At 37.3% G+C, this 21,840-nt stretch carries 15 protein-coding genes; 13 read left to right on the forward strand and 2 right to left on the reverse strand.

Going from position 1 to position 21,840, the window contains the following annotated elements; all coding sequences use genetic code 11:
* The first annotated feature begins 2 nt into the window (after positions 1-2).
* On the forward strand, positions 3-671 hold the full coding sequence (locus tag FYJ25_RS00715; protein ID WP_154580283.1) for a DUF1700 domain-containing protein: 669 nt from the start codon (positions 3-5) through the stop codon (positions 669-671).
* Positions 668-1,309, forward strand: a complete 642-nt coding sequence (locus FYJ25_RS00720) for a hypothetical protein (protein WP_154580284.1) — start codon at positions 668-670, stop codon at positions 1,307-1,309. The genes FYJ25_RS00715 and FYJ25_RS00720 overlap by 4 nt, the downstream gene beginning before the upstream one ends.
* Before the next feature lie 1,114 nt (positions 1,310-2,423).
* Here FYJ25_RS00720 and FYJ25_RS00725 read toward each other — a convergent pair.
* On the reverse strand, positions 2,424-3,332 hold the full coding sequence (locus tag FYJ25_RS00725; RefSeq protein ID WP_021907315.1) for a LysR family transcriptional regulator: 909 nt from the start codon (positions 3,330-3,332) through the stop codon (positions 2,424-2,426).
* A 281-nt stretch (positions 3,333-3,613) separates the two neighbouring features.
* Here FYJ25_RS00725 and FYJ25_RS00730 point away from each other — a divergent pair, with 281 nt between their 5' ends.
* The 9 genes from FYJ25_RS00730 to tnpB all read left to right on the forward strand — a co-directional run bounded on the left by FYJ25_RS00730 (position 3,614) and on the right by tnpB (position 17,813).
* Entirely contained in the window at positions 3,614-4,453 is an 840-nt protein-coding gene (locus FYJ25_RS00730; RefSeq protein WP_005344706.1) for a sugar phosphate isomerase/epimerase family protein, read from the forward strand.
* Between the two features lie 122 nt (positions 4,454-4,575).
* Positions 4,576-6,546, forward strand: coding sequence for an oxidoreductase (locus FYJ25_RS00735; RefSeq protein WP_096239218.1), 1,971 nt, complete (start codon positions 4,576-4,578; stop codon positions 6,544-6,546).
* 38 nt (positions 6,547-6,584) lie between these two features.
* Positions 6,585-7,460, forward strand: a complete 876-nt coding sequence (locus FYJ25_RS00740; protein WP_096239219.1) for a shikimate dehydrogenase — start codon at positions 6,585-6,587, stop codon at positions 7,458-7,460.
* 111 nt (positions 7,461-7,571) lie between these two features.
* A complete protein-coding gene (locus tag FYJ25_RS00745) occupies positions 7,572-8,867 on the forward strand; it encodes an MFS transporter (RefSeq protein ID WP_096239220.1) in 1,296 nt (431 codons plus the stop codon).
* A 540-nt stretch (positions 8,868-9,407) separates the two neighbouring features.
* Positions 9,408-9,905: a TRAP transporter small permease gene (locus FYJ25_RS00750; protein ID WP_154580285.1), complete on the forward strand. Its 498-nt coding sequence runs from the start codon at positions 9,408-9,410 to the stop codon at positions 9,903-9,905.
* A 3-nt stretch (positions 9,906-9,908) separates the two neighbouring features.
* A complete protein-coding gene (locus FYJ25_RS00755; protein WP_154580286.1) occupies positions 9,909-11,198 on the forward strand; it encodes a TRAP transporter large permease in 1,290 nt (429 codons plus the stop codon).
* Between the two features lie 20 nt (positions 11,199-11,218).
* A complete protein-coding gene (locus FYJ25_RS00760; RefSeq protein WP_096239223.1) occupies positions 11,219-12,253 on the forward strand; it encodes a TRAP transporter substrate-binding protein in 1,035 nt (344 codons plus the stop codon).
* 691 nt (positions 12,254-12,944) lie between these two features.
* Positions 12,945-16,100 carry a leucine-rich repeat protein gene (locus FYJ25_RS00765; RefSeq protein WP_167513755.1) on the forward strand — a complete coding sequence of 1,052 codons (3,156 nt, stop codon included), beginning with the start codon at positions 12,945-12,947 and terminating at the stop codon, positions 16,098-16,100.
* Positions 16,101-16,694: 594 nt separating this feature from the next.
* Positions 16,695-17,813 (forward strand): IS200/IS605 family element RNA-guided endonuclease TnpB, encoded by a 1,119-nt coding sequence (tnpB, locus tag FYJ25_RS00770; protein ID WP_154580288.1) that lies wholly within the window; start codon positions 16,695-16,697, stop codon positions 17,811-17,813.
* Positions 17,814-18,343: 530 nt separating this feature from the next.
* Here the strand turns inward: tnpB and FYJ25_RS00775 are convergent.
* Positions 18,344-19,276 carry an AEC family transporter gene (locus FYJ25_RS00775; RefSeq protein WP_154580289.1) on the reverse strand — a complete coding sequence of 311 codons (933 nt, stop codon included), beginning with the start codon at positions 19,274-19,276 and terminating at the stop codon, positions 18,344-18,346.
* A gap of 759 nt (positions 19,277-20,035) precedes the next feature.
* On the opposite strand from FYJ25_RS00775, the gene FYJ25_RS00780 reads away from it, so the two are divergent.
* Positions 20,036-20,917, forward strand: coding sequence for a substrate-binding domain-containing protein (locus tag FYJ25_RS00780; protein ID WP_154580290.1), 882 nt, complete (start codon positions 20,036-20,038; stop codon positions 20,915-20,917).
* 14 nt (positions 20,918-20,931) lie between these two features.
* Positions 20,932-21,786, forward strand: coding sequence for a phosphate ABC transporter permease subunit PstC (gene pstC / locus FYJ25_RS00785; protein ID WP_147608702.1), 855 nt, complete (start codon positions 20,932-20,934; stop codon positions 21,784-21,786).
* The last annotated feature ends 54 nt before the right edge of the window (positions 21,787-21,840 follow it).

Genomic DNA, 21,840 nt, shown 5'->3' on the forward strand with positions numbered 1-21,840 from the left:
GGATGTTAAAGAAGGAGTTTTTAAAAGAGCTGGAAGACCGGCTTCAGATGCTTAATGAAAAAGAGCGGAAAGATATGATAGAAGAGTATTCACAACATATCAGTATGCGTATGGAAAGTGGAATGAAGGAGGAAGAGGCAATCGATGATTTCGGGAATATTGATGATTTGATTGCAGAGATTCTTGATGCTTATCATTTAGATCCGGAATATGAAGTAAAGAACAAAGGAAGGAATGGGAAGACGGGAGTTGCAGATTTACTGCCAAAAGATTTTTTTGAGAAAAGAAAGAAGAAAAGTAAAGAACGTGATCTTAAAAAGAATAAAAGAGTAGAGACTATGGAACGATTTAAGAAAAATCGAGGAGAAACAATAGAAAATATAGCAGATAAAGCAAGGAAAACGAGTGGCAGTGCTATTTCATGGAGCTGGGATAAGGCAAAGAAGATTTTCTTGATTTTTGTAAAAGTGGTATTAATTTGTCTGGTAGTCCCGGCAGCCTTTTTTGATGTGGCGGGATTAGTTGGTCTGGGAACCTTAAGTGTTATGGCATTTCAGGGCTATCCGGTTATCGGATGTGTTATCGTTGCGCTGGGAGCTGTTCTTAGTATGACAGCATATATTCTTTTTTTATTTAGCTACATATTGAAAGGGAAAGGTGTAAATGTATGAGTTATAGAAAAGTTTTGGTAGGAATTTTTATGGCGGGATTTCTTTGCTGCGGAATCGGAGCAGGAGTAATGTTTCAGGAATATTCTTCCTTTCAATATATGGGAGAAAAAAGAATTGGAAGTAATAAAATAGCGGAAAAAACATTCATGGAGAATTTATATACAGACAAAACGAAGAAGATAAATACGTCATTTACAACATACAATAATGAAAATGGTGATATAGAGGTAAAAACATCAAAGTCTATTCCTAAAGATAAGATTCAGATCAAGGTACGCTATGATTCAGATAATGTAAAGTCTATACATATCGATAAAAACCTGTACTGTGATGATGAGTATACATCAGACGATATATATATGGATGATGACGAATATGATGAAAGTGATGTAGACAATGTAGATAATGATACACAGGCAAATGAAAATATGGCACTATCGGATAAAAAGAACCTGACAAATCAGGAATTTTTCATTAGTGCAGTGGGGCGTATGTCGGATGTAGAATATTTTCTTAGCTATAAAGATGAGATTTTAAAAAATATCAAAGAAAGAAAAATTTATAACTACGTTTATCCACAAATAATTTCAGTAGAAATTACAGTGAATCCAGAAAATAAAAACTTAATGAACATATAACTTTTGATTTGTAGATTTGGTGTAGACGAAAAAAGAAACAATACCATATCCCATCTGCTCTGTAGTCGCTGTGTTTAAAATGCTCATCCGCATCTTAAACACGCTCCGAAGCCGCATCTGGGATATGGTATGGTTTCTTTTTTCTGACTATCTAAATCCACAGTTGGTAGGAATGGGGCTTAAATACGAATTTGAGGAACTAAAGAAACGAAAACCCAAAATTTAATAGAAAAGAAAATGTGAAGATAGTCGCTTCGCAGAAAATGCCTGCTCGGCATTTTTACTCGCTCCGACATCACATTTTCTTTTCTATTAAATTTCTGGTTTTCTGTCCTTTGGCTCCAGATGGAAATTAATATTTAAAGCTTGGATGGGAATAAGGGGATTATCGAGAAGGCTATGATTTCCCTTCTGGAGAATCCCATTTGACATAGAAATTGTAGACTTCTGGACAACTTCCCTTTGTTTTTAACTGATTTGTGGAATGAGGTTAGGCAGCCGCTACAATAGAACTTCCGGCCGAATTGTAAGAAAACTAGGGTAAAGAAAAGAGAATTTTTACAAATAATGTATTTTGTGACTTTGCGCTGTGGAATTTTGACTCTGAAAACTCCGGACTCGTTTTTCCGAAGTTTTCGTTTTTTGAGGCAAAATGGAGTGTCTAGCGCAACGGAACAAAATCAAATTTATAAAAATTCTCTTTTCTTAGAAGGCGAAATACAATTCGGTAAGAAATTTTTTCCTTTTGGAGATTCTTATTCAAATGAAAATTATAGACTTCTGGGCAATCCCCTTGTTTTTTTATTGATTTGTGGAATGAGATTAGACAGCCGCTATAATAGAACTTCCGGCTGAATTGTAAGAAAATTAGGGTAGAGAAAAGAGAATTTTTATAAATAATGTATTTTGTGACTTTGTGCTGTGGAATTTTGACTCTAAAAACTTCGGACTCGTTTTTCCGAAGTTTTTGTTTTTTGAGGCAAAATGGAGCGTTTAGAGCAACGGAACAAAATCAAATTTATAAAAATTCTCTTTTCTTTAGAAACTTCAATGCAATTCAGTTAAGTAATTTTCTTTAGCGGCGTCTATCTCAACCCCTGCAAATCAGAAGATATCATCCAAAGCGATATTCTTTATTTAGATTACTTTGTTCGATGACATATTTTTTAAATTCTTCAATCAATGGTGGATGGTATACGTCTTTCAGGATTGCCATATAAAAATAGCGCTTATAAGAAGGCTGCGTCAATTTGAGTACTTTTACATCGACATAGTTAAGGCCATCAAACTTAGGAGCAATCATGATGCCAAATCCTTTAGAGACAAAGCCGGCACCGACAAGATCCTCTTCAATCTCGCAGAGAATATCCGGATAGGCATTGATGCTTTTGAATAAGTCATCAATAATGTGGCGTAATCCACTTTTGTGGCGGAAGATAATCTGTGGATAATCAAGAGTTTCCTTTAAGCTTACACTGTCTTTGACGGCAAGTGGATGATCTTTTGGAACGATGACAACGAGTTCCTGAGTTGCGATAGGGATAAATTCGACCATTGGACTATTATTTAATTTAGAACAAAAAACCATATCGTATTCTCTGTCTATAAGACTGCGGACCAGATCGACAGAGAGACCATGTTCACAACTGAAATTAAACCAGATATTTTTATCTGGGTGAAGATCAAGAAAGTTTTTTACGGTAGTTGGAACATAGTCTGTTCCGAGTGTACGGAGAAAGCCGATATTAATTTCTCCTTCACCGTTTGCCACTAATTTGATGTCTCTTACTGCGTTATCTAAGCTTGCGAGAATTTCCTTTACATTAGAATAAAATGCCTTACCGTATTTTGTCAGTACAATGTTACGTCCACGCTTTTCAAAGAGCTGTATGCCCAGTTCGCTCTCCAATGTAGAAATAGCGTAGCTTAAGCTTGGCTGTGTGATAGAAAGAATTTCAGCGGCCTTGCTGTAATGTTCTGTTCTGGCAAGTGTTTCAAAATAACGTAAGTGAAATAAGTTCATTGAAAAACCCCCTTTAATAAAAAGTATTGTTTAAAAATCTTAGTATTATACAACCCAATCATAGCTTATTGTTGCCATAAATTTTTTAGAAATCTACCTTAAAAATTCCTACGTTTTACCTTAACATAAATGATAAAAAAAATCTATGAATTTACGAATATTCTCGATTGGTTTTATTGAATAAAACGAGTTATAATCTAAGTAACTTAAAAAGTTAAAAAAATAACAAGTAAAATTTTAAAGCAAAATTATATTTTTTCAAATGAGAAGGAGGACATATCATGTCAAAAGAATTTCCTATTACCGTTAGTTCATGGACACTTGGAGACCAGTGCAAATTTGAGGAGCGTGTAAAAGCAGCTAAGGAAGCAGGATACGATGGAATCGGTCTTCGTGCTGAAACTTATGTAGATGCATTAAATGAAGGACTTCATGACGAAGACATCCTTGCAATTCTTGAAAAATATGATATGAAGGTTACTGAAGTAGAATACATCGTACAGTGGGCTGAGGATGCTCGTTCTTATGAGCAGAAATACAAAGAGCAGATGTGCTTCCATATGTGTGAACTCTTCAACGTAGGTCACATCAACTGTGGATTAATGGAAGATTACTCTGTAGAACATACAGCTCAGAAATTAAAAGAGTTATGTCAGAGAGCAGGCAAATTAGTGATCGGTGTTGAGCCAATGCCATACAGCGGAATCCCTAACATGGAAAAAGGATGGGCTGTTGTAAAAGGTTCTGGATGTGACAATGCGAAGTTAATCATGGATACATGGCACTGGGTAAGAGCAAACCAGCCAATCGATCTTGATGTAATTAAAGATATCCCAGCAGATAAGATCGTTTCTATTCAGATCAACGACGTTTGGGATCGTCCATACGCTAAGAGCATCTTAAGAGATGAGTCTATGCATGATCGTCTCGCTCCTGGAACAGGAATCGGATGTACAGCAGACTTCGTTAAGATGGTACGTGAAAAAGGTATTGAGCCAAAAGCAATCGGTGTTGAAGTAATCAGTGATGCTATCCTTGCTAAAGGTGTTGCAGAAGCTGCAAAACATACATTTGATAATACAAAGAAAGTTCTTGAGCAGGTTTGGCCAGAAGTACTTTAATCTTCAATTATTTACTTGAATTATATAATTAACTTGTCAAAAGCTAAAATGAAATAATAGACCGCAGTCCGCAGGTTAGAGGCTGCGGCGCGGTCATGTGAATAATTAGGAAGGGGTAAATTATGAAGTTTGAAAATATGTTTTCACCAATTCAGATTGGACCTATGGAAGTAAAGAACCGTTTTGTAGTACCTCCAATGGGTAACAACTTTGCAAACACAGACGGAACAATGAGTGATCAGTCTGTTGCTTACTACGGCGCACGTGCAAAGGGTGGATTTGGTTTAATTACACTTGAGGCTACGGTTGTTCATAAAGGAGCAAAGGGTGGTCCTAGAAAACCTTGTTTATATGATGATGCATCAATTCCTAGCTTCAAGAAAGTAATTGATGCCTGCCATGCAGAAGGAGCTAAAGTTTCCATTCAGTTACAGAATGCCGGACCAGAAGGTAACGCAAAGAACGCTGGCGCACCAATCCAGGCAGCTACAGCAGTATCATCAGCAGATGGAAGAGATATTCCGGAAGAAGTTACAACAGAACAGGTTTATGAATTAGCAAGAGGATATGGAGAAGCTGCAAGAAGAGCAATGGAAGCTGGTGCAGATGCTGTAGAAATTCATATGGCACATGGTTACCTTGTAAATTCTTTCATGTCTCCAAGAACAAATAAACGTGTCGATGAGTTTGGTGGTTCTTTCGAGAACAGAATGCGTTTCTCAACCCTCATCATTGATGAAGTTAAAAAAGCAACACAGGGAAAAATCGCTGTACTCGCCCGTATCAACAGTACAGAGGATATGTTCGGTGGACTTGACAACCATGATATGTGTGCAATCGCAACTTATTTAGAGTCTTGCGGATTAGATGCACTTCATGTATCTCGTGCTGTTCATTTAAAAGATGAATATATGTGGGCTCCTACAGGTATTCATGGTGGATTCTCCGCGGAATATGTAGCAAATATCAAGAAATGTGTATCTATTCCTGTTATCACAGTTGGTCGTTACACAGAGCCACAGTTCGCTGAGGTAATGGTTCGTACTGGTACAGCAGATTTAGTTGCATTTGGACGTCAGTCTCTTGCAGATCCTGCTATGCCTAAAAAAGCATTGGAAGACAGATTAGAAGACATGACACCATGTATCGCTTGTTTACAGGGTTGTGTTGCAAATATGTATGCTGGAAAGCCAATCTGCTGTTTAACAAACCCAGTTCTTGGTCGTGAGAGCGAAGGAATGAAAGAAGCAGAAACGAAGAAGAAAATTTATGTAATTGGTGGCGGCCCTGCTGGTATGTGTGCAGCATTTACTGCAGCAAGAAGAGGACATGACGTTACATTATTTGAAGCAAGCGACGTACTCGGTGGAAATATGAGACTTGCTGCTTACCCACCTGGAAAAGGTGATATCACAAACATGATCAGAAGTTACATTACAAAATGTGAAAAATCTGGTGTAAAGATTGTTCTTAATACAGAAGTAACAGCAGATCTTATTAAGAAAGATGCTCCAGATGCAGTGATCGTAGCAACTGGTTCTGAAACACTTGTACTTCCATTCATCAAAGGTATCACAGCTCCTGAAATCGTTCATGGAGGAGACTGCTTATCCGGTAAACGTCCGGTAGGACATAAAGTACTTGTTGTAGGTGGCGGTATGGTAGGTGCTGAAACAGCAGAGTTCCTTGCGGAAAAAGGACATGATGTTTCTATCATCGAGATGAGAGATGCTATCGGACCAGATGTAATCCACGAACATAGAGTATTCCTTATGGAAGGTCTTAAAGAGTATGATGTTCATCAGTATGTAAATGCAGCGGTATCTGAGATTTATCCTGATGGCGTAAGCTACAAGAATGCAGCCGATAAATCCGATGAGACAGTATATGAATTAAGAGGATTTGACACTGTTGTTCTTTCAATGGGATATGTTTCTAAATATACACATCGTGAAGGTCAGGAAGTTGTTTATGATTTCGTTGACGAATTAAAAGCTATCTGCCCAGAAGTACATGTAGTTGGTGATGCAATCAGAGCTCGTCGTGCTTTAGACGCAACAAAAGAAGCTTATGATGTTGCATTAAATATCTAATCCTAAGATATAACAGGCAATAATGGAGGGAATAACAAATGGAAAGACGTATTAACGGTCACACAGGACTTTTAGCACTGTTTGGAACACCTGTAGGACATTCAGGATCACCTGCAATGTATAACTTCAGTTTCCAGCATGATGGACTTGACTATGCATATATGGCATTTGATGTAAATGTAGAACAGATGCCTGCTGTATTTGACAGCATCCGTTTATTCAACATGCGTGGTGGTAACTTTACAATGCCATGTAAAAACATTGCAGCAGAGTTAGTTGATAAATTATCTCCTGCAGCAGAGATCATTGGAGCATGTAACGTATTTGTTAACGATGCCGGAGTAATCACAGGACATATCACAGACGGTGTTGGTTTCGTAAAGAACCTTGAAGTAAATGGTGTAGACGTTAAGGGTAAGAAAACAGTTGTTCTTGGAGCTGGCGGAGCGGCTACAGCAATTCAGGTACAGCTTGCATTAGACGGAGCTTCTGAAGTAGCAATCTTCAACATTGATGATGAATTCTATAGCAGAGCAGAGTCTACTAAAGAAAAGCTTGCAGCACGCTGTCCTGAATGTAAAGTAACAGTGGAGCATCTTGAAGACAAAGAAGCTCTTGCAGCAGCGGTAAACAATGCAGATATCGTAATCAATGCTACAATCATGGGAATGAAACCTCATGAAGACGTAACATTAATCGATAAATCTTTATTCCGCAAAGACTTAGTTGTTGCTGATACAGTTTACAATCCTGAAAAAACAAAGATGATTCTTGAAGCGGAAGAAGTTGGATGTCAGGCAATCGGCGGAAAAGGAATGCTTTTATATCAGGGTGTTGTTAACTACAGTCTGTTTACAGGAAAAGATTTCCCAATCGAGGAATATCAGAAATTCCAGGCAGAACAGGGAAAATAATTTAAAATTAAATCATCAGTTGTCATTCACTGTTTGGATACAGTGAATGACTGACGATGAGTTAATATAGCAGCATTTTAAAATTACATTTAAATTTAGAGGAGAAAATGTATGAAAGCGAAAAAATATATCTGGTCAATGATCTGTGTGTACATGGCTTATTTGACACATGGTATGCAGGCACTTATTTTTTCACAGAATCAGGTAAACTTTGCAACAAAATGGGGATTTGATATGTCTAATCCGGAATCTGCAGCGTACGCAGCAGGTGTTGCAGCCGTTTCTACAGCAATCGCATGGACTGGATTTGGTAAATTCATTTCTGTATGGATTGGTGGAGAGATTTCTGACCGTGTCGGCCGTAAGAAGTTAATGATTGGTGGAGCAATTCTTTATATCATCTGCTTCGCAACAATGTTTGTAACGAACAATGCAACTGTAGCTGCAATCATGGGCTTATTAGGTGGTATTGCTACATCTGGTTTCTGGGATGCATCCGGATATCCAGCAGTACAGGAAGCATATCCTGCAGCACCAGGTTCCGCATTAATTATGATTAAGTTCTTCGTAGCGTTATCAAGTATCTTCTACCCACTGATCTGCGTACAGACAGCAGCAGCAGGTAACTGGAAGATTAACATTGTAATTCCTTTAGTATTATCTTGTGTTGTATTGGTATTTGCATGTATCGCAAGATTCGTTTATGATGATGAAAAAGCAGCAAACGCTGGCGCAGGAAGCGACAAGAGAGCTGACCAGGCTGAAATCGATGCAGCAAAAGCAAGACAGCTTGTTGCACCTGGAAAGTTTACAGCATTCCTCACATATTTCTATGCATTCTTAGTAATGGCAGTTATGTATGGTGCTCAGCAGTATACAAAAGCGTTCGGTCTTGCATACTGTGGACTTAGCGAAATGCAGGCAGCATCTATGACAACAATGTATCAGGTTGGTTCTATCGTTGCCGTAGCATTCTGGGCTGTAATGATGAGTAAATTAAAATGGCATCCGTTAAAAGTATTGATCGTTGACGCGGTTATCACAGCAGGCTCCCTTTTAGCAGTACTTTTAGTACATCAGGTAGCAATCGTTTATATCGCAATCTTAATTCTTGGATTTGGTTGTGCCGGTGGTGCTTTACAGACAGGTCTTTCTGTATTACAGGAATTCGTACCTGGACCAAAAGGACGTAACACAGGTATCTACTATACATTTATGGGCGCTGCTTCTTATCTTATGCCTGTAATTGTAGCAAAATTAACAGTCATTTCCGGCGAAAGTAAAGCAGTATACACATTAATGACTCTCATGTTTATCTTAGCAGTAGTTCAGGTAGTAGCAACACTGTACCTCATCTTAAGATACAAGAAGGTATTTGGAACTACTCCATTAGCAAAAGCGGAATAAAGTTTAAGATAAATAGCGATTTTAAAGTAATTATTTTAAATCCTTGTGAAGTTGTTTTAAATAGTTATGGGAATTTAGATGATTACAACTAAAAGCAAATGGTAATTAGCCTGTATATAGTTTATACTATATACAGGCTCACCATGTTTTTAGCTGTTTATTTTTTTAATATCATTAGTTAAAAAATAAACAAAAACCTATTAAAACCTGCAAATTCATAGAATGTATCTATAAATACTAACCGATGCACAAAAGGGGAGTCCAATCTTTGTCTGAGATAAACGCTCCGCGAGGATGCGCAGTGATTCTGTAAAGAATATGTCAGCTTACGCTGACCAGAATCACGCGCCAAGTCTCGCGGCGGCTCGACTTGAATTGTAAGTATTTTAGAAGATATCTATGGTAAGTCTGTTGTAGTAATACACTGCTGTTTTAATTTTATTTTCTGAAAAACAGATGTAGACCGAAATAGATTGAAACAAAGGATATTTTTGTTTTTTGGTGTGTTAGTACACAAGTATTAGAAGAGGAGATATTTTTATGAAGGTATTAAAGTGGCTGGATAATAATTTGGAACAGGCCATACTCCTGATTTTATTGTGTGGAATGACAATCGTTATGGGAGGGCAGATTATTGCCAGATATGCTTTTTCAGCTTCCCTGTCCTGGTCTGAGGAGATCACCAGATATATGTTTATTATTTCTGGTTTTACCAGTGCCAGTTATTGTATCAAGAACGGTTTATCCGTTAAGATTGACCAGTTAGTAGGTATGCTTCCGGGCAAAGGAGTTCATTATATGCGACTGGTAAGTTATCTTATACAGTTACTCTTTTTTGCTTATCTGGTTCCTTTTGCATGGAAATATGTAAAAGCAGGAATGGCAAGTGGACAGTTAAGTCCAGCTTGTGGAATTCCAATGTATCTGATTCAGTCATTCACAGTAATCAGTTTTGTTTTATGCTGTATCCGTCTGATTCAGAAGTTTATACAGCGAGTTGAGATCATTACAGGAAAAAGAGAAGCGGAGGAGAAATAAAGAATGTCACCATTAGTAGTATTTATATTATTCTTTGTATGTTTATTAATAGCGATTCCAATCTCTGTATCCCTTGGTTTGGTTGCAGTATTACCGGGAGTATTTGATCCGTCTTTTACAGCAAGTGCTTCCTACGTTATCCGTTCTATGTTTGGTGGAATCGACAGTTTCCCACTCCTTGCAGTACCGATGTTTATTTTATCCGGTATTATTATGGCAAGAGGTGGAATTTCTAAGAGGTTATTTGATCTCTTTTCATATTTCATTGGAAAACGTACAGCAGGTCTGCCATGTGCAGCAGTAATAACCTGTCTGTTTTATGGAGCAATCTCTGGTTCGGGAATTGCCACAGTTGCCGCAGTTGGAAGTATGACAATCCCTCTGTTAGTAGAGCTTGGCTACGATAAAAAGTTCTGTACTGCCTTAGTTGCAGTTGCAGGAAGTCTTGGTGTTATTATTCCACCAAGTATTCCATTTATTATGTATGGTATGGCATCAGGAGCATCTGTAAGTGATATTTTCCTTGCAGGAATTGTTCCGGGAGTTCTTATCGGACTTCTTTTAATGGTATATGCCGTATTTTATTGTAAGAAACATGGAGAAGATAAAGAAAAGATTAATGCAAAGATCGATGATCTTCATGCACAGGGATTATGGAAAGTATTTAAGAGCAGTTTCTTTGCAGTGCTGTCTCCAGTCATCATCCTTGGATGTATTTACTCAGGTGTTGCCTCGCCTACAGAAGCAGCCGTTATCTCTGTATTCTACTCACTGATCGTCAGTATTTTCATTTATAAATCACTTCCGATTAAGAAAGTTTACGATGTATTTGTAGAAGCAGTAAGAACATATGCACCGATCTTATTTATTTTAGCAGCATCCATAGCATTTTCCAGAGTACTTACACTGATGCAGGTTCCACAGCTTATCAGTGGATGGATTCTTGCTCATTTTACAAGTAAGGTTGTTGTATTGATCGTAATCAACCTTGTATTATTACTTGTAGGTATGGTTATGGATACTACTCCTGCCATCCTCATCCTTACACCAATCCTTCTTCCGATTGTAGAGGGCTTTGGAATGGATCCCATTCATTTTGGTATCATGATGGTTGTAAACTTAGCGATTGGTTTTGTTACACCACCAATCGGTGTAAACCTTTTCGTAGCAAGCTCTCTTACCGATATTCCGGTTGTAGATATCGCAAAAAGAGCAATGCCACTCATTGGTTTCTTCTTAATCGCATTGTTACTTATTACATTTATTCCACAGATCAGTCTGTGTCTGCTTTAGATTAGGAAAGGAGAATCAAAATGAAAGGAAAATTTACAAGCGTTATCCTTGCAGTTGTTCTTGTCGCTATTACTGCTGGAACCATATTCTTTGGATATTCTAAGGCAAGTGGTAAGATAACAAAGTCAGGTGCAGAAGAAGAACAGAGATACGCATGGCCACTTGCAACCTGTAGTACAGAAGATACAATCACACACATCTTCGCAACACAGTTTGCAAAAGAAGTAGAGAAATTAAGTGATGGCAAGATGAAGATTAATGTATATCCACAGAGTACATTAGGTGGTGACCGAGAACTTATGGAGAGCTGTAAAGACGGAGATATCCCATTCGTTGTACAGTCTCCGGCACCACAGGTAAGCTTCATGCCGCAGCTTTGTGTATTTGATACACCATGTTTATTTGAAAATATTGATGATGCCCGAAAAGCAATCGATAATCCAGATTTCCAGAAAGAAATTCAGAAAATTTATAAAGGCGCAGGCTATGATCTACTTGGAATCGCAGACCAGTGTTTTCGTGTAATGACCAGCGCCAAACCATTTACAGGAATCGAAAGCTTCAAAGGTCAGAAAATCCGTACAATGGAGAACGCATACCATCTTCAGTTCTGGAAACAGATGGGAGCAAACCCTACACCAATGAGTTTCTCCGAAGTATACATCGGACTCCAGCAGGGAACGATCGATGCACAGGAAAATGCTTACGAAATTATCGTAAGTGCGAAGCTTTACGAACAGCAGAAATACCTGATCAGCACGAATGCAGTACCGGATTATACAACATTGATTGTCAGTGACGAATTCTACCAGGGACTGACAAAAGAACAGCAGAAGATTATCGATCAGGCTGCAAAAACAGCACAGGAAAAAGCTCGTGAATCTGCCGATGACCGTCGCGTACAGCGTCAGAAGGTTCTTGAAGACGAAGGTATGCAGATTGTAGATGTAGACCAGAAAACCTGGAAACAAATGCAGGAAAAATGCCAGCCAGTATACGATGCGATTCGTAAACAGGCAGGAGATAAACTTGTAGACCTGTATATGGGAAAATAGTAATTTGCTGGGGAAACAGACGCCGCTTTAGTAGAAGATATTGAGTTGAATTGTAGTAGTCTTCTAAAGAAAAGAAGAATGGTTATAAGTTTGATTTTGTTCCGTTGCACTAAGCATTCCATTCTGCCCAGAAAAACAGGAACTTGGGAAAAACGAGTCCCAAGTTCCTATGGTCAGAATTCCATAGCGCAAAGTCACAAAATGCAATACTTATAACCATTCTTTTTTCTTTACCATAGTTTCCTTACAATTCAGCAGGAAATTTTGTTTCAGCGGCTGTCTGTTTTTAATAGCAAATTAGTGATTTCTGTTGAAAAGAGAAGGGGATTCTCCAAAAGATTATGTGAGCTAACCAGAGAAAAATTCTCCATGAGGTAGGAGTAGTTAAATGTAATTTTTATACAATCAAGTAAGAAAGTATCTTCTTCTAGAGATGTTCATTCTAATGAAAACCATAGTCTTCTGGGCAATCCCCATTCTCACCAACTGTAGATTTGGATAGTCAGAAAAAAGAAATAATACCATATCCCAGATGCGGCTTCGGAGCGTGTTTAAGATGCGAATGAGCATTTTAAACACAGCGACTACAGAGCAGATGGGATATGGTATTATTTCTTTTTTCGTCTATACCAAATCTACAAATTCGTATTTTATATGGTATAATAAAATAATTAGACGGAGGAGGAAAGTTATGAAAAAACTATTTAGCAGGTGCAGTTGGCTTATAACTGTGCTGATATGTTTAGGTATTCTGTTTTCAGTAAAAACATTTGCTAAGGACAGTGCTGCTGATGATTCATTAAGTGGATCTTTAGGGAAGAATATTACATGGACGTTAGAAGGAAGTTCTGATTCTGGATATACTATTCGTATAAGTGGTAGTGGAGATACACCGGATTACGATTATACTAGTGATATTCCCTGGTATTCCCATATTAATGAGATCAAAAGTGTTATCGTTGAAGATGGGATTACAGGTTTAGGAAAATCATCTTTTTATAAAAGTACAAGTATCCAATCTGTTAAATTAGCAGATAGTGTTCGTTCGATTGGAGAAATGTGTTTTTTTCGGAATGGATCTTTGGAAAAAATTGAATTGGGGAACGGCCTGACATCTATTGGGGAAGCGGCTTTTTCAGTTAGTAACCTAAAAAAAGTTTCTTTACCTATAGGGATTACACATATTGAGTCAGATACATTTTATGGCTGTAAACAGCTTGAAAGTATTAATCTTGAACATGTAAAAAGCATTGGTAGGAGAGCTTTCTATTTTTGCTCTAATTTATCTGGTATTAATTTATCAGCAGATATTGAACAACTGGAGTATGCAGCTTTTCGTGGATGTAGTTCTATTGATAAGGTTAATATTGGAAGTAAACTGAGTGAATTAAGTGAACAGGTATTTGCTGAGTGTTCGTCTTTAAAAGAGATTTATATACCTGATAATATTACAGCGATTCAGAAAGCGGCTTTTTATGAGTGTACTGCTCTTGGGCAGGTAACTGGAGCTAAGAATGTAGAAGTGCTGGGAGAGATGGCTTTTAATGGTGCAAAATCTCTTGAAACGTATCCTTTCGGTGATAAAGTTCGGTTTATTGGAAACAGTGCATTTTCTGGTTGTTCATCTTTTAAGATTGATAAGATTCCTGACAGTGTAACATTTATGGGAACATGGGCCTTTGGCAGCACAGCAATCGAAACTATTGAGTTTGGCAGTGGATTGACATATATTAATTCTTATGCTTTCTCATATTGCTCAAACTTAACAAAAGTTACGTTTCCATCCAATATTGAGTCAATTAAAATATATGCCTTTTCTCATTGTCCCAAATTAAAAAATGTAATTTTTACAGAAGGTTTGAAAACAATTAATGAAGGAGCCTTTACAGGGTCTATTATTAAAGAAGCTGTAATTCCTAAGTCAGTATCTGCTATAGGCAGTAGAGCATTTCCGGATAGTACAAAGTTGACTTTACTCAACAACAAATTGACAAATATGGGAGAAAATACATATAAAGTAATTCATAAGGCGAAAGCCTCTTTTTACTATAATTATGATTATGCCTATGAAGTTCTTGAGTTGGTGAATAAGATTAGAAAAGAAAATAATCTTGAGCCGATGACTATGGATGTTGATTTGCTTGATAATGCCATGTATAGAGCTTCTGAACTTGCTCTGTATTTTAGTCATCAATCACCTATGGGATTTACAGCAATCGGTACAACAGAAAATTGTGCATTAGGTCAGAAAACTCCTCAGAAGGTTGTAGATGCTTGGATGTCGGATGAACACAAATATCCTATTCTCTCATCAGATTTTACTGCAATAGGCATTGGAGCTGTCGAATCAAACGGTCAGCTACACTGGACACAAGAATTTTTATCTAAGGTATCAGAAGAAGCGATGCAATCTTCTTATAAAAATGGGAATCAGATTAATACGATTAAATATACAACAGATATTGTAAACAATTTTTATCCTGAACAAGAATTGGTCAAGATTAAGGAAAAAGGAAATAGTTCTATCGTAAGTATCCTAAAGCGAGCGGTTCTATTGCCTGATTCCGTCCATTATGTATCTTCTGATGAAAAGGTATGTACAGTTTCCAAAGATGGTAAGCTTACTGGTAAGGAAGCGGGAAATGCAACAATTACAATTTATGCTGCAGATAGCGCTGATGAATATGCTCTGCAAACGACAGTCCAGGTGGAAGTACAACATAATTGGCAGTCGAAATATACAATTGATAAAGAACCTACTTGTACAGAGAATGGTAGCCAGAGTATTCATTGTGATGTTTGTAATACAATTAATCAAGATAGAGTAAGAGTAATCAAAGCAACTGGACATAAATGGTCTGATTGGGAAGTGACAAAAGAAGCAAGTGAGACAGAGGAAGGAAGCCGAAGAAGAGTCTGTGAGAATGATAAGACACACGTAGAGACAGAAGTAATCCCTGTTTTAGCTCATGTGCATAAGTTGATGAAGGTAGAAGCAAGGAAAGCAACATGTACAGAAGACGGAAATAAGGAATACTATGTATGTTCCAGTTGTAAGAAACTTTTTGCCGATGCTGACATTGGAAAAGAAATCAACAAAGAAGATACAGTAGTTAAGGCAACAGGTCATAAAGTAGTAAAAGATTCTGCTGTTCCAGCAACCACAACAACTACAGGTCTTTCGGAAGGCTCCCACTGTTCTGTATGTGGACAAATTATTGTTGCCCAGAAAGTGATTCCTAAAAAGGACGTCAAAGGAGATGTTAACGATTCGATTTCTGTAAATGATGTAGAAAAGAAAATTACAGCAAACAGAAATGATGGAGATATTGCGGGCTCAACATTTAAGATTCTTCAGTTAAGAGCTAAGAAGACAGGAAGAAATTATATCAATTTATCATGGACGAAGGTCAAAGGAGCTTCTGGTTATATTATCTATGGTAATAGATGTAATTCTGCTAGAAAAGTATATTCGCTTAAAAAAGTTGTGAGTACAACCAGAACATCTGCTAAGATTACAAAGTTGAATAAAGGTACTTACTACAAGTATACAGCTGTCGCTTATAAAACAACGACAGAAGGACAGAAAGTAATTGCATCTTCGAAGACTATTCATGTAGCAACGATAGGAGGTAAGGTTGGTAACTATAAGAAAGTGAAACTTAATAAGAAGAAAGTTAAACTGAAAAGTGGAAAGATCTTTAAGATAGAGGCAGAGCAGCTACCTGAAAAGAAGAAGCTGAAAGTAAAGAGACACCGAGGTATTTGTTTTGAATCATCGAATTCATCTATTGCTACTGTAAGTAGTTCTGGTAAAGTGAAAGCAAAAAAAAGGGAACTTGCGTAATATATATATATTCACAGAGCGGAACCTTTAATAAAATGACTGTTAGAGTTAAGTAACGATAATAACAGAAAGAAACTTTGTGATGGAGAAAAATAATGTTGAAGTGACAAATGAAGTTTCTGTGAACTGTAGTAAAAATATTGACAACAAAAAAGGTTTTTTATATAATAAACCCATCAAAATAGTAGGTTAAAACTGTTATGATAGAAAAAGTCTATTGTAACAGTTTTTTCTTCTTAAAAGAGTTTTGATTTTGCAGATTTTACTTTTGAACATGAAGAAAGCAAGCACTCAGAAAGACATTGTATTGCGATGTGCGGTAGGAGGTCTGGCTGGAATTGGTGATGGTTTGCAATCTTCGTTTTTATCCTTTTCTAGCAAGAAGACTCCGACCTCTAAGGTGGGAGATGAATTGCGTCTGCTACCTACTTGATAGAGCATCCTAATTATAGTATAGTATTTTTAGTCGGATAATAAAAAATTGAGATACAATAAATTGAGATATAATGTACATTTAGTATTCTTACTATACTAGCATCGTGTGCTTGTGGTCAAGTATCGCAGGCGGTTTTTCTAGGAAAAGGAAGTGTTGGAATGGCAAACAGAGCATATAAATTCAGAATGTATCCCAATGATGAACAGAAGATTTTGTTTGCTAAGACTTTTGGATGTGTCAGAATGGTGTATAATCATTGGCTTGATAGAAAGATCCGGCAGTATAAGGAGAACAAGACCAATGTAACATATACCATTTGTGCAAAAGAAATGGCTGCAATGAAGAAAACAGAAGAATACGGATTTTTAAAGGAAGCAGATAGTATTGCATTACAGCAATCGCTCAGACACCTTGATACGGCATTTCAGAACTTTTTCAAACAGCCGAAAACAGGTTTCCCAAGATTCAAATCAAAAAAGCGGAATAAAAACAGCTATTCCACAGTCTGCATCAATGGGAACATAACTTTGTCTAATGGATATTTGAAATTACCTAAGATTGGACAAGTCCGCTTAAAACAGCACAGGTCTGTTCCAAGTGAATACAGACTGAAATCTGTAACAGTAAGTCAGACCCCAAGTGAAAAATACTATGCAAGTATTCTTTTTGAGTATGAAGACCAAGTACAGGAAAAGGAGCTGCAAAAGTTTTTAGGTTTAGATTTTTCCATGCATGAATTATATCGTGACAGCAACGGTAAGGAGCCTGCCTATCCAAGGTATTACAGGAACGCAGAGAAAAAATTAGCGAGAGAACAACGTAAGCTTTCCAGAATGCAGAAAGGTTCAAACAATCGCAATAAGCAGAGGCTTAAGGTGGCAAAACTTCACGAAAAGGTTTCCAATCAACGAAAAGACTTTCTGCATAAGCAGTCAAGGCAGATAACCAATGCATATGATTGCGTATGTATAGAAGATTTGGATATGAAAGCAATGTCGCGGTTGCTAAATTTTGGGAAATCTGTTTCGGATAACGGCTGGGGAATGTTCACAACATTTTTGAAATACAAACTGGAGGAACAGGGGAAAAAGCTTGTGAAGGTGGGGAGATTTTTTGCAAGCAGCCAGACCTGTTCTGTTTGTGGTTATAAGAATGTTAAAACGAAAAATCTTGCGATAAGAGAGTGGGATTGTCCACAGTGTGGAACCCATCACGACAGAGATGTAAATGCGGCTATAAATATCAGAAATGAAGGAATGCGGATAGTAAATGTATGACCACAACATAATAACCTAATATAAACCGTGGGACACACGGGGATAGCTCGCTTATGCTTAGCACGGTAGTACTATCGAACGAGAACCAAACTTGCCGAGGATGGGAAGCCCCAACCTCTACAGGTGGGGGAGGATGTCACTACAGGGAAGTTTAAAGTTATTTGCAGGAATCATTATGATAATTATGGGAGTAAATATGCTTGGGATTTTCCAAGGGCTTAGAGGCTGTTTGAAAAATCATTCCAGTAAGCTACAAAAAATCAGTAAGATGCATAAAATACAGACTTCATTTCTCCATAAAAAAATATCAGGCGGAAGAAAAACACCATTTATCATAGGAGTATGTAATCCGTGACCGATTCTGGAAGAAGATAAAACAGAAACAGATAGCGAAATAAAAATATCCTACGACTTTTTAAAAGAGTCCTCGGATATTTTTGAAAACTGGAAAGTGAATTAGCTTCTGAGTTGTGAGAGATATTAATGTCAATATGAGTGTATCCATTGTTAGATTCCGATAAAGTAAAAAATTATATAGCAATCTGAAATAACATTACCATAAGAGGCATTGTAATAATAGCAAGCAGGGTAGTCACAACATTAATCGCACTGGCGTACTGTGAGTCATTTCCATAGACCTGACACATCTGTGTTACGGTAGAAGCAGATGGTGTGATAATTGCAAGAAAGACAATCAGCATAAGCTTATTTCCATTTGAAGAAAATGTGGAAAGCTGGCTGCATTTGATAAGAAAAAGTGCGATTACAGGGACGATGATTAAGCGTAAAAACGAAATGAAATATACTCGTTTATTTGCAAAAATCTGTTTGAGATCCATGCCGGCAAAAAGCATGCCGGTTACAATCATGCTTGCCGGTCCGATCATGGAGCCAACAGCACTTAACGTATTATTGATATTTGCTGGCAAATGAATTCTGGTTAAGAAAAGTATGATGCCAATTGCAATAGAGATCATATTAATATTTAATACAATCTTTCTCCAGTCATAAGTGGATTCCCGGCTGATAATCTTCTTGCAGTGCGTCCATATAAATACAAGCTGTACACTCATAAAAACACATCCATAAAGAACCCATTCTTTTCCTAAAATAAACGTCACGATTGGCACGATCAGATTACCGGAATTAGAGTAGTAAATGGAAGCAATTTCTACTTCATTTAAATGTAGAAACTTTCCTGAGACAGAGATAACAATAAGAAGAATAATTTGTGTCAGGACAGAAGCTGCCAAGGTGATTAATAATCCCTGTACAGTGTCTTTAGTATAATTCACTTGAAAAGCATTGATGATCACGCAAGGGATAATAAGATAAAGAACAATAACAGATAATATTTTACTATCCTCTGCTTTTAGAAGATTCGCTTTTACAATGATCAAACCCATAAAGATCATAATAAAAAGCTGGATAATCTGATTCATAAGAAGTAAACTGATGTGCATAAAATCATCTCCTGGTTAAATTTAAATATTATGTAGTGCACATACGGATGCAAAAAGAATATGTAGAATGCTTATTATTAGGAACAAATGTTTCGATACATTCATTGCCTGTCATAAGCCGTATTAATTATACAACAATTTTTATATTTTGTCTGTCTGAAAAAATATGATTTTTATATTTTTTTGTTATAATTATTATAATAAGTAAATTGTAAAACAGATATGGTATATTATAAGGAATATGTTATAGTATCAGTACAGAATTTTTTATTCTATAAAATTAAGGTTAGTTTATGGGAATCTGTCTTTGGCGGTTGGAGGAAGGTCAGAAGTTGTTTTTGGAGAGATTTGAGGGAACTTCAAAAGTCTACGATTTCTATTCAAACGGAAACATCCAGAAGAAATGTGTCAATCCTATAGACTTTAATTTCTCAAGAATTCATAACCTTCTGGAGAATTCCCATTCTCACCAATTGTGGATTTAGAGCAGTCAGAAAAAAGAAATAAGACCCTATCCCAGATGCGGCTTGGGAGCGTGTTTAAGATGCGGACGAGCATCTTAAATACAGCGACGACAGAGCAGATGGGATAGGGTCTTATTTCTTTTTTCGTCTATATTAAATCTACAAATTTTTACTTTTATTTTACAAAACTATGGTTTTGAACTTTACATGAGTCCCGTATCCTTTAGAGGAAGCTTGAGGGAAGCAAGCTTAAGAAAGAAAAAATAAAAGAAAGTAAGAAAGAAGGATTACAATCATGAAGAAATTTATCAGCTTCGCATTGATCGCAGCGATGGCAGTAACTACTCTTGTAGGATGTGGAAACAAAGGTGGTAATGCAGCAGGAGGAAGTTCCGATGCAGCAATTACTGTAATGTCAAGAGAAGATGGTTCAGGAACAAGAGGAGCTTTTATCGAACTGTTCGGTATTGAAGAAGAAGAGAACGGAGAGAAGGTAGATAAGACAACAGATGAGGCAAGTATTACAAACAGTACTTCCGTAATGATGTCTTCTGTAGCAAATGATGCGAATGCAATCGGTTACATTTCTCTTGGCTCTTTAAATGATACTGTAAAGGCTGTAAAGATTGATGGTGCAGAAGCTTCTGTAGATAATGTAAAGAATGGCAGCTACAAAGTAGTAAGACCTTTCAACATTGTATTAGGTAAAAAAGCAAGTGATGCAGCAAATGATTTCGTAAGTTATATCATGAGTGCAGAAGGACAGAAGATTGTACAGGATAACGGATACATTCCTGTTGATGAGGCAGCAGCTTCTTATAAAGCAACTGGTGCAAAAGGAAAAGTTGTTGTAGGTGGTTCTTCTTCTGTATCTCCTGTTATGGAAAAATTAGTAGAGGCTTACAGTAAAGCAAATAAAGACATTCAGGTAGAAGTACAGACAACAGATAGTACAACAGGTGTTTCTTCTACAGTAGAAGGTTCTTATGATATCGGTATGGCATCTAGAGATTTAAAAGATGATGAAACATCACAGGGTGTAGAAGGTAAGACAATCGCAAAAGATGGTATTGCAGTTATCGTAAACAATGACAATTCCGTAGATGAATTATCTACAGATCAGGTAAAATCTGTCTTCACTGGTGAGACAACATCATGGAGTGACGTTAGTAAATAAAGGAGAGAACAGACATGGCAAAATCTAAAGAAAAAATAATGGAAATCGTTTTTCTGCTCGCTGCCTGTGTCTCCATTCTCGCTGTAGCATTAATATGTGTATTCCTTTTTGCAAACGGAATACCTGCAATGAAGAAAATCGGCTTTGCCGATTTTCTTCTTGGTACAACCTGGAAGCCAGGAAATGATATTTATGGTATCTTCCCAATGATTCTTGGAAGTATTTATGTTACAGCAGGAGCGATTATCATCGGTGTTCCGATTGGATTACTTACCGCAGTTTTTCTGGCATGGTATTGTCCGGAAAAGATTTATAAGGTTGTAAAACCGGCAGTAGAGCTTTTGGCAGGTATTCCATCTGTAGTATATGGTTTCTTTGGTATGGTGATGATCGTGCCAACAATCCGTTATAACTTTGGTGGAACAGGAAGCAGTATTTTAGCCGCATCCATTCTGTTGGGAATTATGATTCTCCCGACAATCATTGGTGTATCTGAAAGTGCAATTCGTGCAGTACCGGGAAGTTATTATGAAGGTTCTCTGGCACTGGGGGCAACACATGAGAGAAGTATTTTCAGAGCTGTGTTACCGGCAGCAAAGTCAGGAATTTTTGCAGGAATCATTCTTGGTGTAGGTCGTGCGATTGGTGAGACGATGGCAGTTATCATGGTAGCTGGTAACCAGGCAAGAGTTCCAAGCGGTATTTTAAAAGGTGTTCGTACACTGACAGCAAATATCGTAATGGAGATGGGATATGCAGAAGGTCTTCACAGAGAAGCCTTAATCGCCACAGGCGTTGTATTATTTGTATTTATCCTTGTAATCAACCTTGCATTTTCTATTGTAAAAATGCGTTCCAATAAAGAGTAAGACAGGAGATGAGTAAATAAGATGGGAACGATGCAGCAGACAGCGAAAGCAGCC

Origin of the sequence: Anaerobutyricum soehngenii (assembly GCF_009697165.1) — a bacterium.
Taxonomy (GTDB): Bacteria; Bacillota; Clostridia; order Lachnospirales; family Lachnospiraceae; genus Anaerobutyricum; species Anaerobutyricum soehngenii.

Bases quoted from the DNA above. Each gene is read 5' to 3' on its own strand.
- FYJ25_RS00720 (WP_154580284.1), top strand. From the start codon at position 668: ATGAGTTATAGAAAAGTTTTGGTAGGAATTTTTATGGCGGGATTTCTT.
- FYJ25_RS00730 (WP_005344706.1), top strand. From the start codon at position 3,614: ATGTCAAAAGAATTTCCTATTACCGTTAGTTCATGGACACTTGGAGAC.
- FYJ25_RS00740 (WP_096239219.1), top strand. From the start codon at position 6,585: ATGGAAAGACGTATTAACGGTCACACAGGACTTTTAGCACTGTTTGGA.
- FYJ25_RS00750 (WP_154580285.1), top strand. From the start codon at position 9,408: ATGAAGGTATTAAAGTGGCTGGATAATAATTTGGAACAGGCCATACTC.
- pstC (WP_147608702.1), top strand. From the start codon at position 20,932: ATGGCAAAATCTAAAGAAAAAATAATGGAAATCGTTTTTCTGCTCGCT.
- FYJ25_RS00735 (WP_096239218.1), top strand. From the start codon at position 4,576: ATGAAGTTTGAAAATATGTTTTCACCAATTCAGATTGGACCTATGGAA.
- FYJ25_RS00765 (WP_167513755.1), top strand. From the start codon at position 12,945: ATGAAAAAACTATTTAGCAGGTGCAGTTGGCTTATAACTGTGCTGATA.
- FYJ25_RS00775 (WP_154580289.1), bottom strand. From the start codon at position 19,276: ATGCACATCAGTTTACTTCTTATGAATCAGATTATCCAGCTTTTTATT.
- FYJ25_RS00715 (WP_154580283.1), top strand. From the start codon at position 3: ATGTTAAAGAAGGAGTTTTTAAAAGAGCTGGAAGACCGGCTTCAGATG.
- FYJ25_RS00725 (WP_021907315.1), bottom strand. From the start codon at position 3,332: ATGAACTTATTTCACTTACGTTATTTTGAAACACTTGCCAGAACAGAA.
- FYJ25_RS00780 (WP_154580290.1), top strand. From the start codon at position 20,036: ATGAAGAAATTTATCAGCTTCGCATTGATCGCAGCGATGGCAGTAACT.
- tnpB (WP_154580288.1), top strand. From the start codon at position 16,695: ATGGCAAACAGAGCATATAAATTCAGAATGTATCCCAATGATGAACAG.
- FYJ25_RS00755 (WP_154580286.1), top strand. From the start codon at position 9,909: ATGTCACCATTAGTAGTATTTATATTATTCTTTGTATGTTTATTAATA.
- FYJ25_RS00760 (WP_096239223.1), top strand. From the start codon at position 11,219: ATGAAAGGAAAATTTACAAGCGTTATCCTTGCAGTTGTTCTTGTCGCT.
- FYJ25_RS00745 (WP_096239220.1), top strand. From the start codon at position 7,572: ATGAAAGCGAAAAAATATATCTGGTCAATGATCTGTGTGTACATGGCT.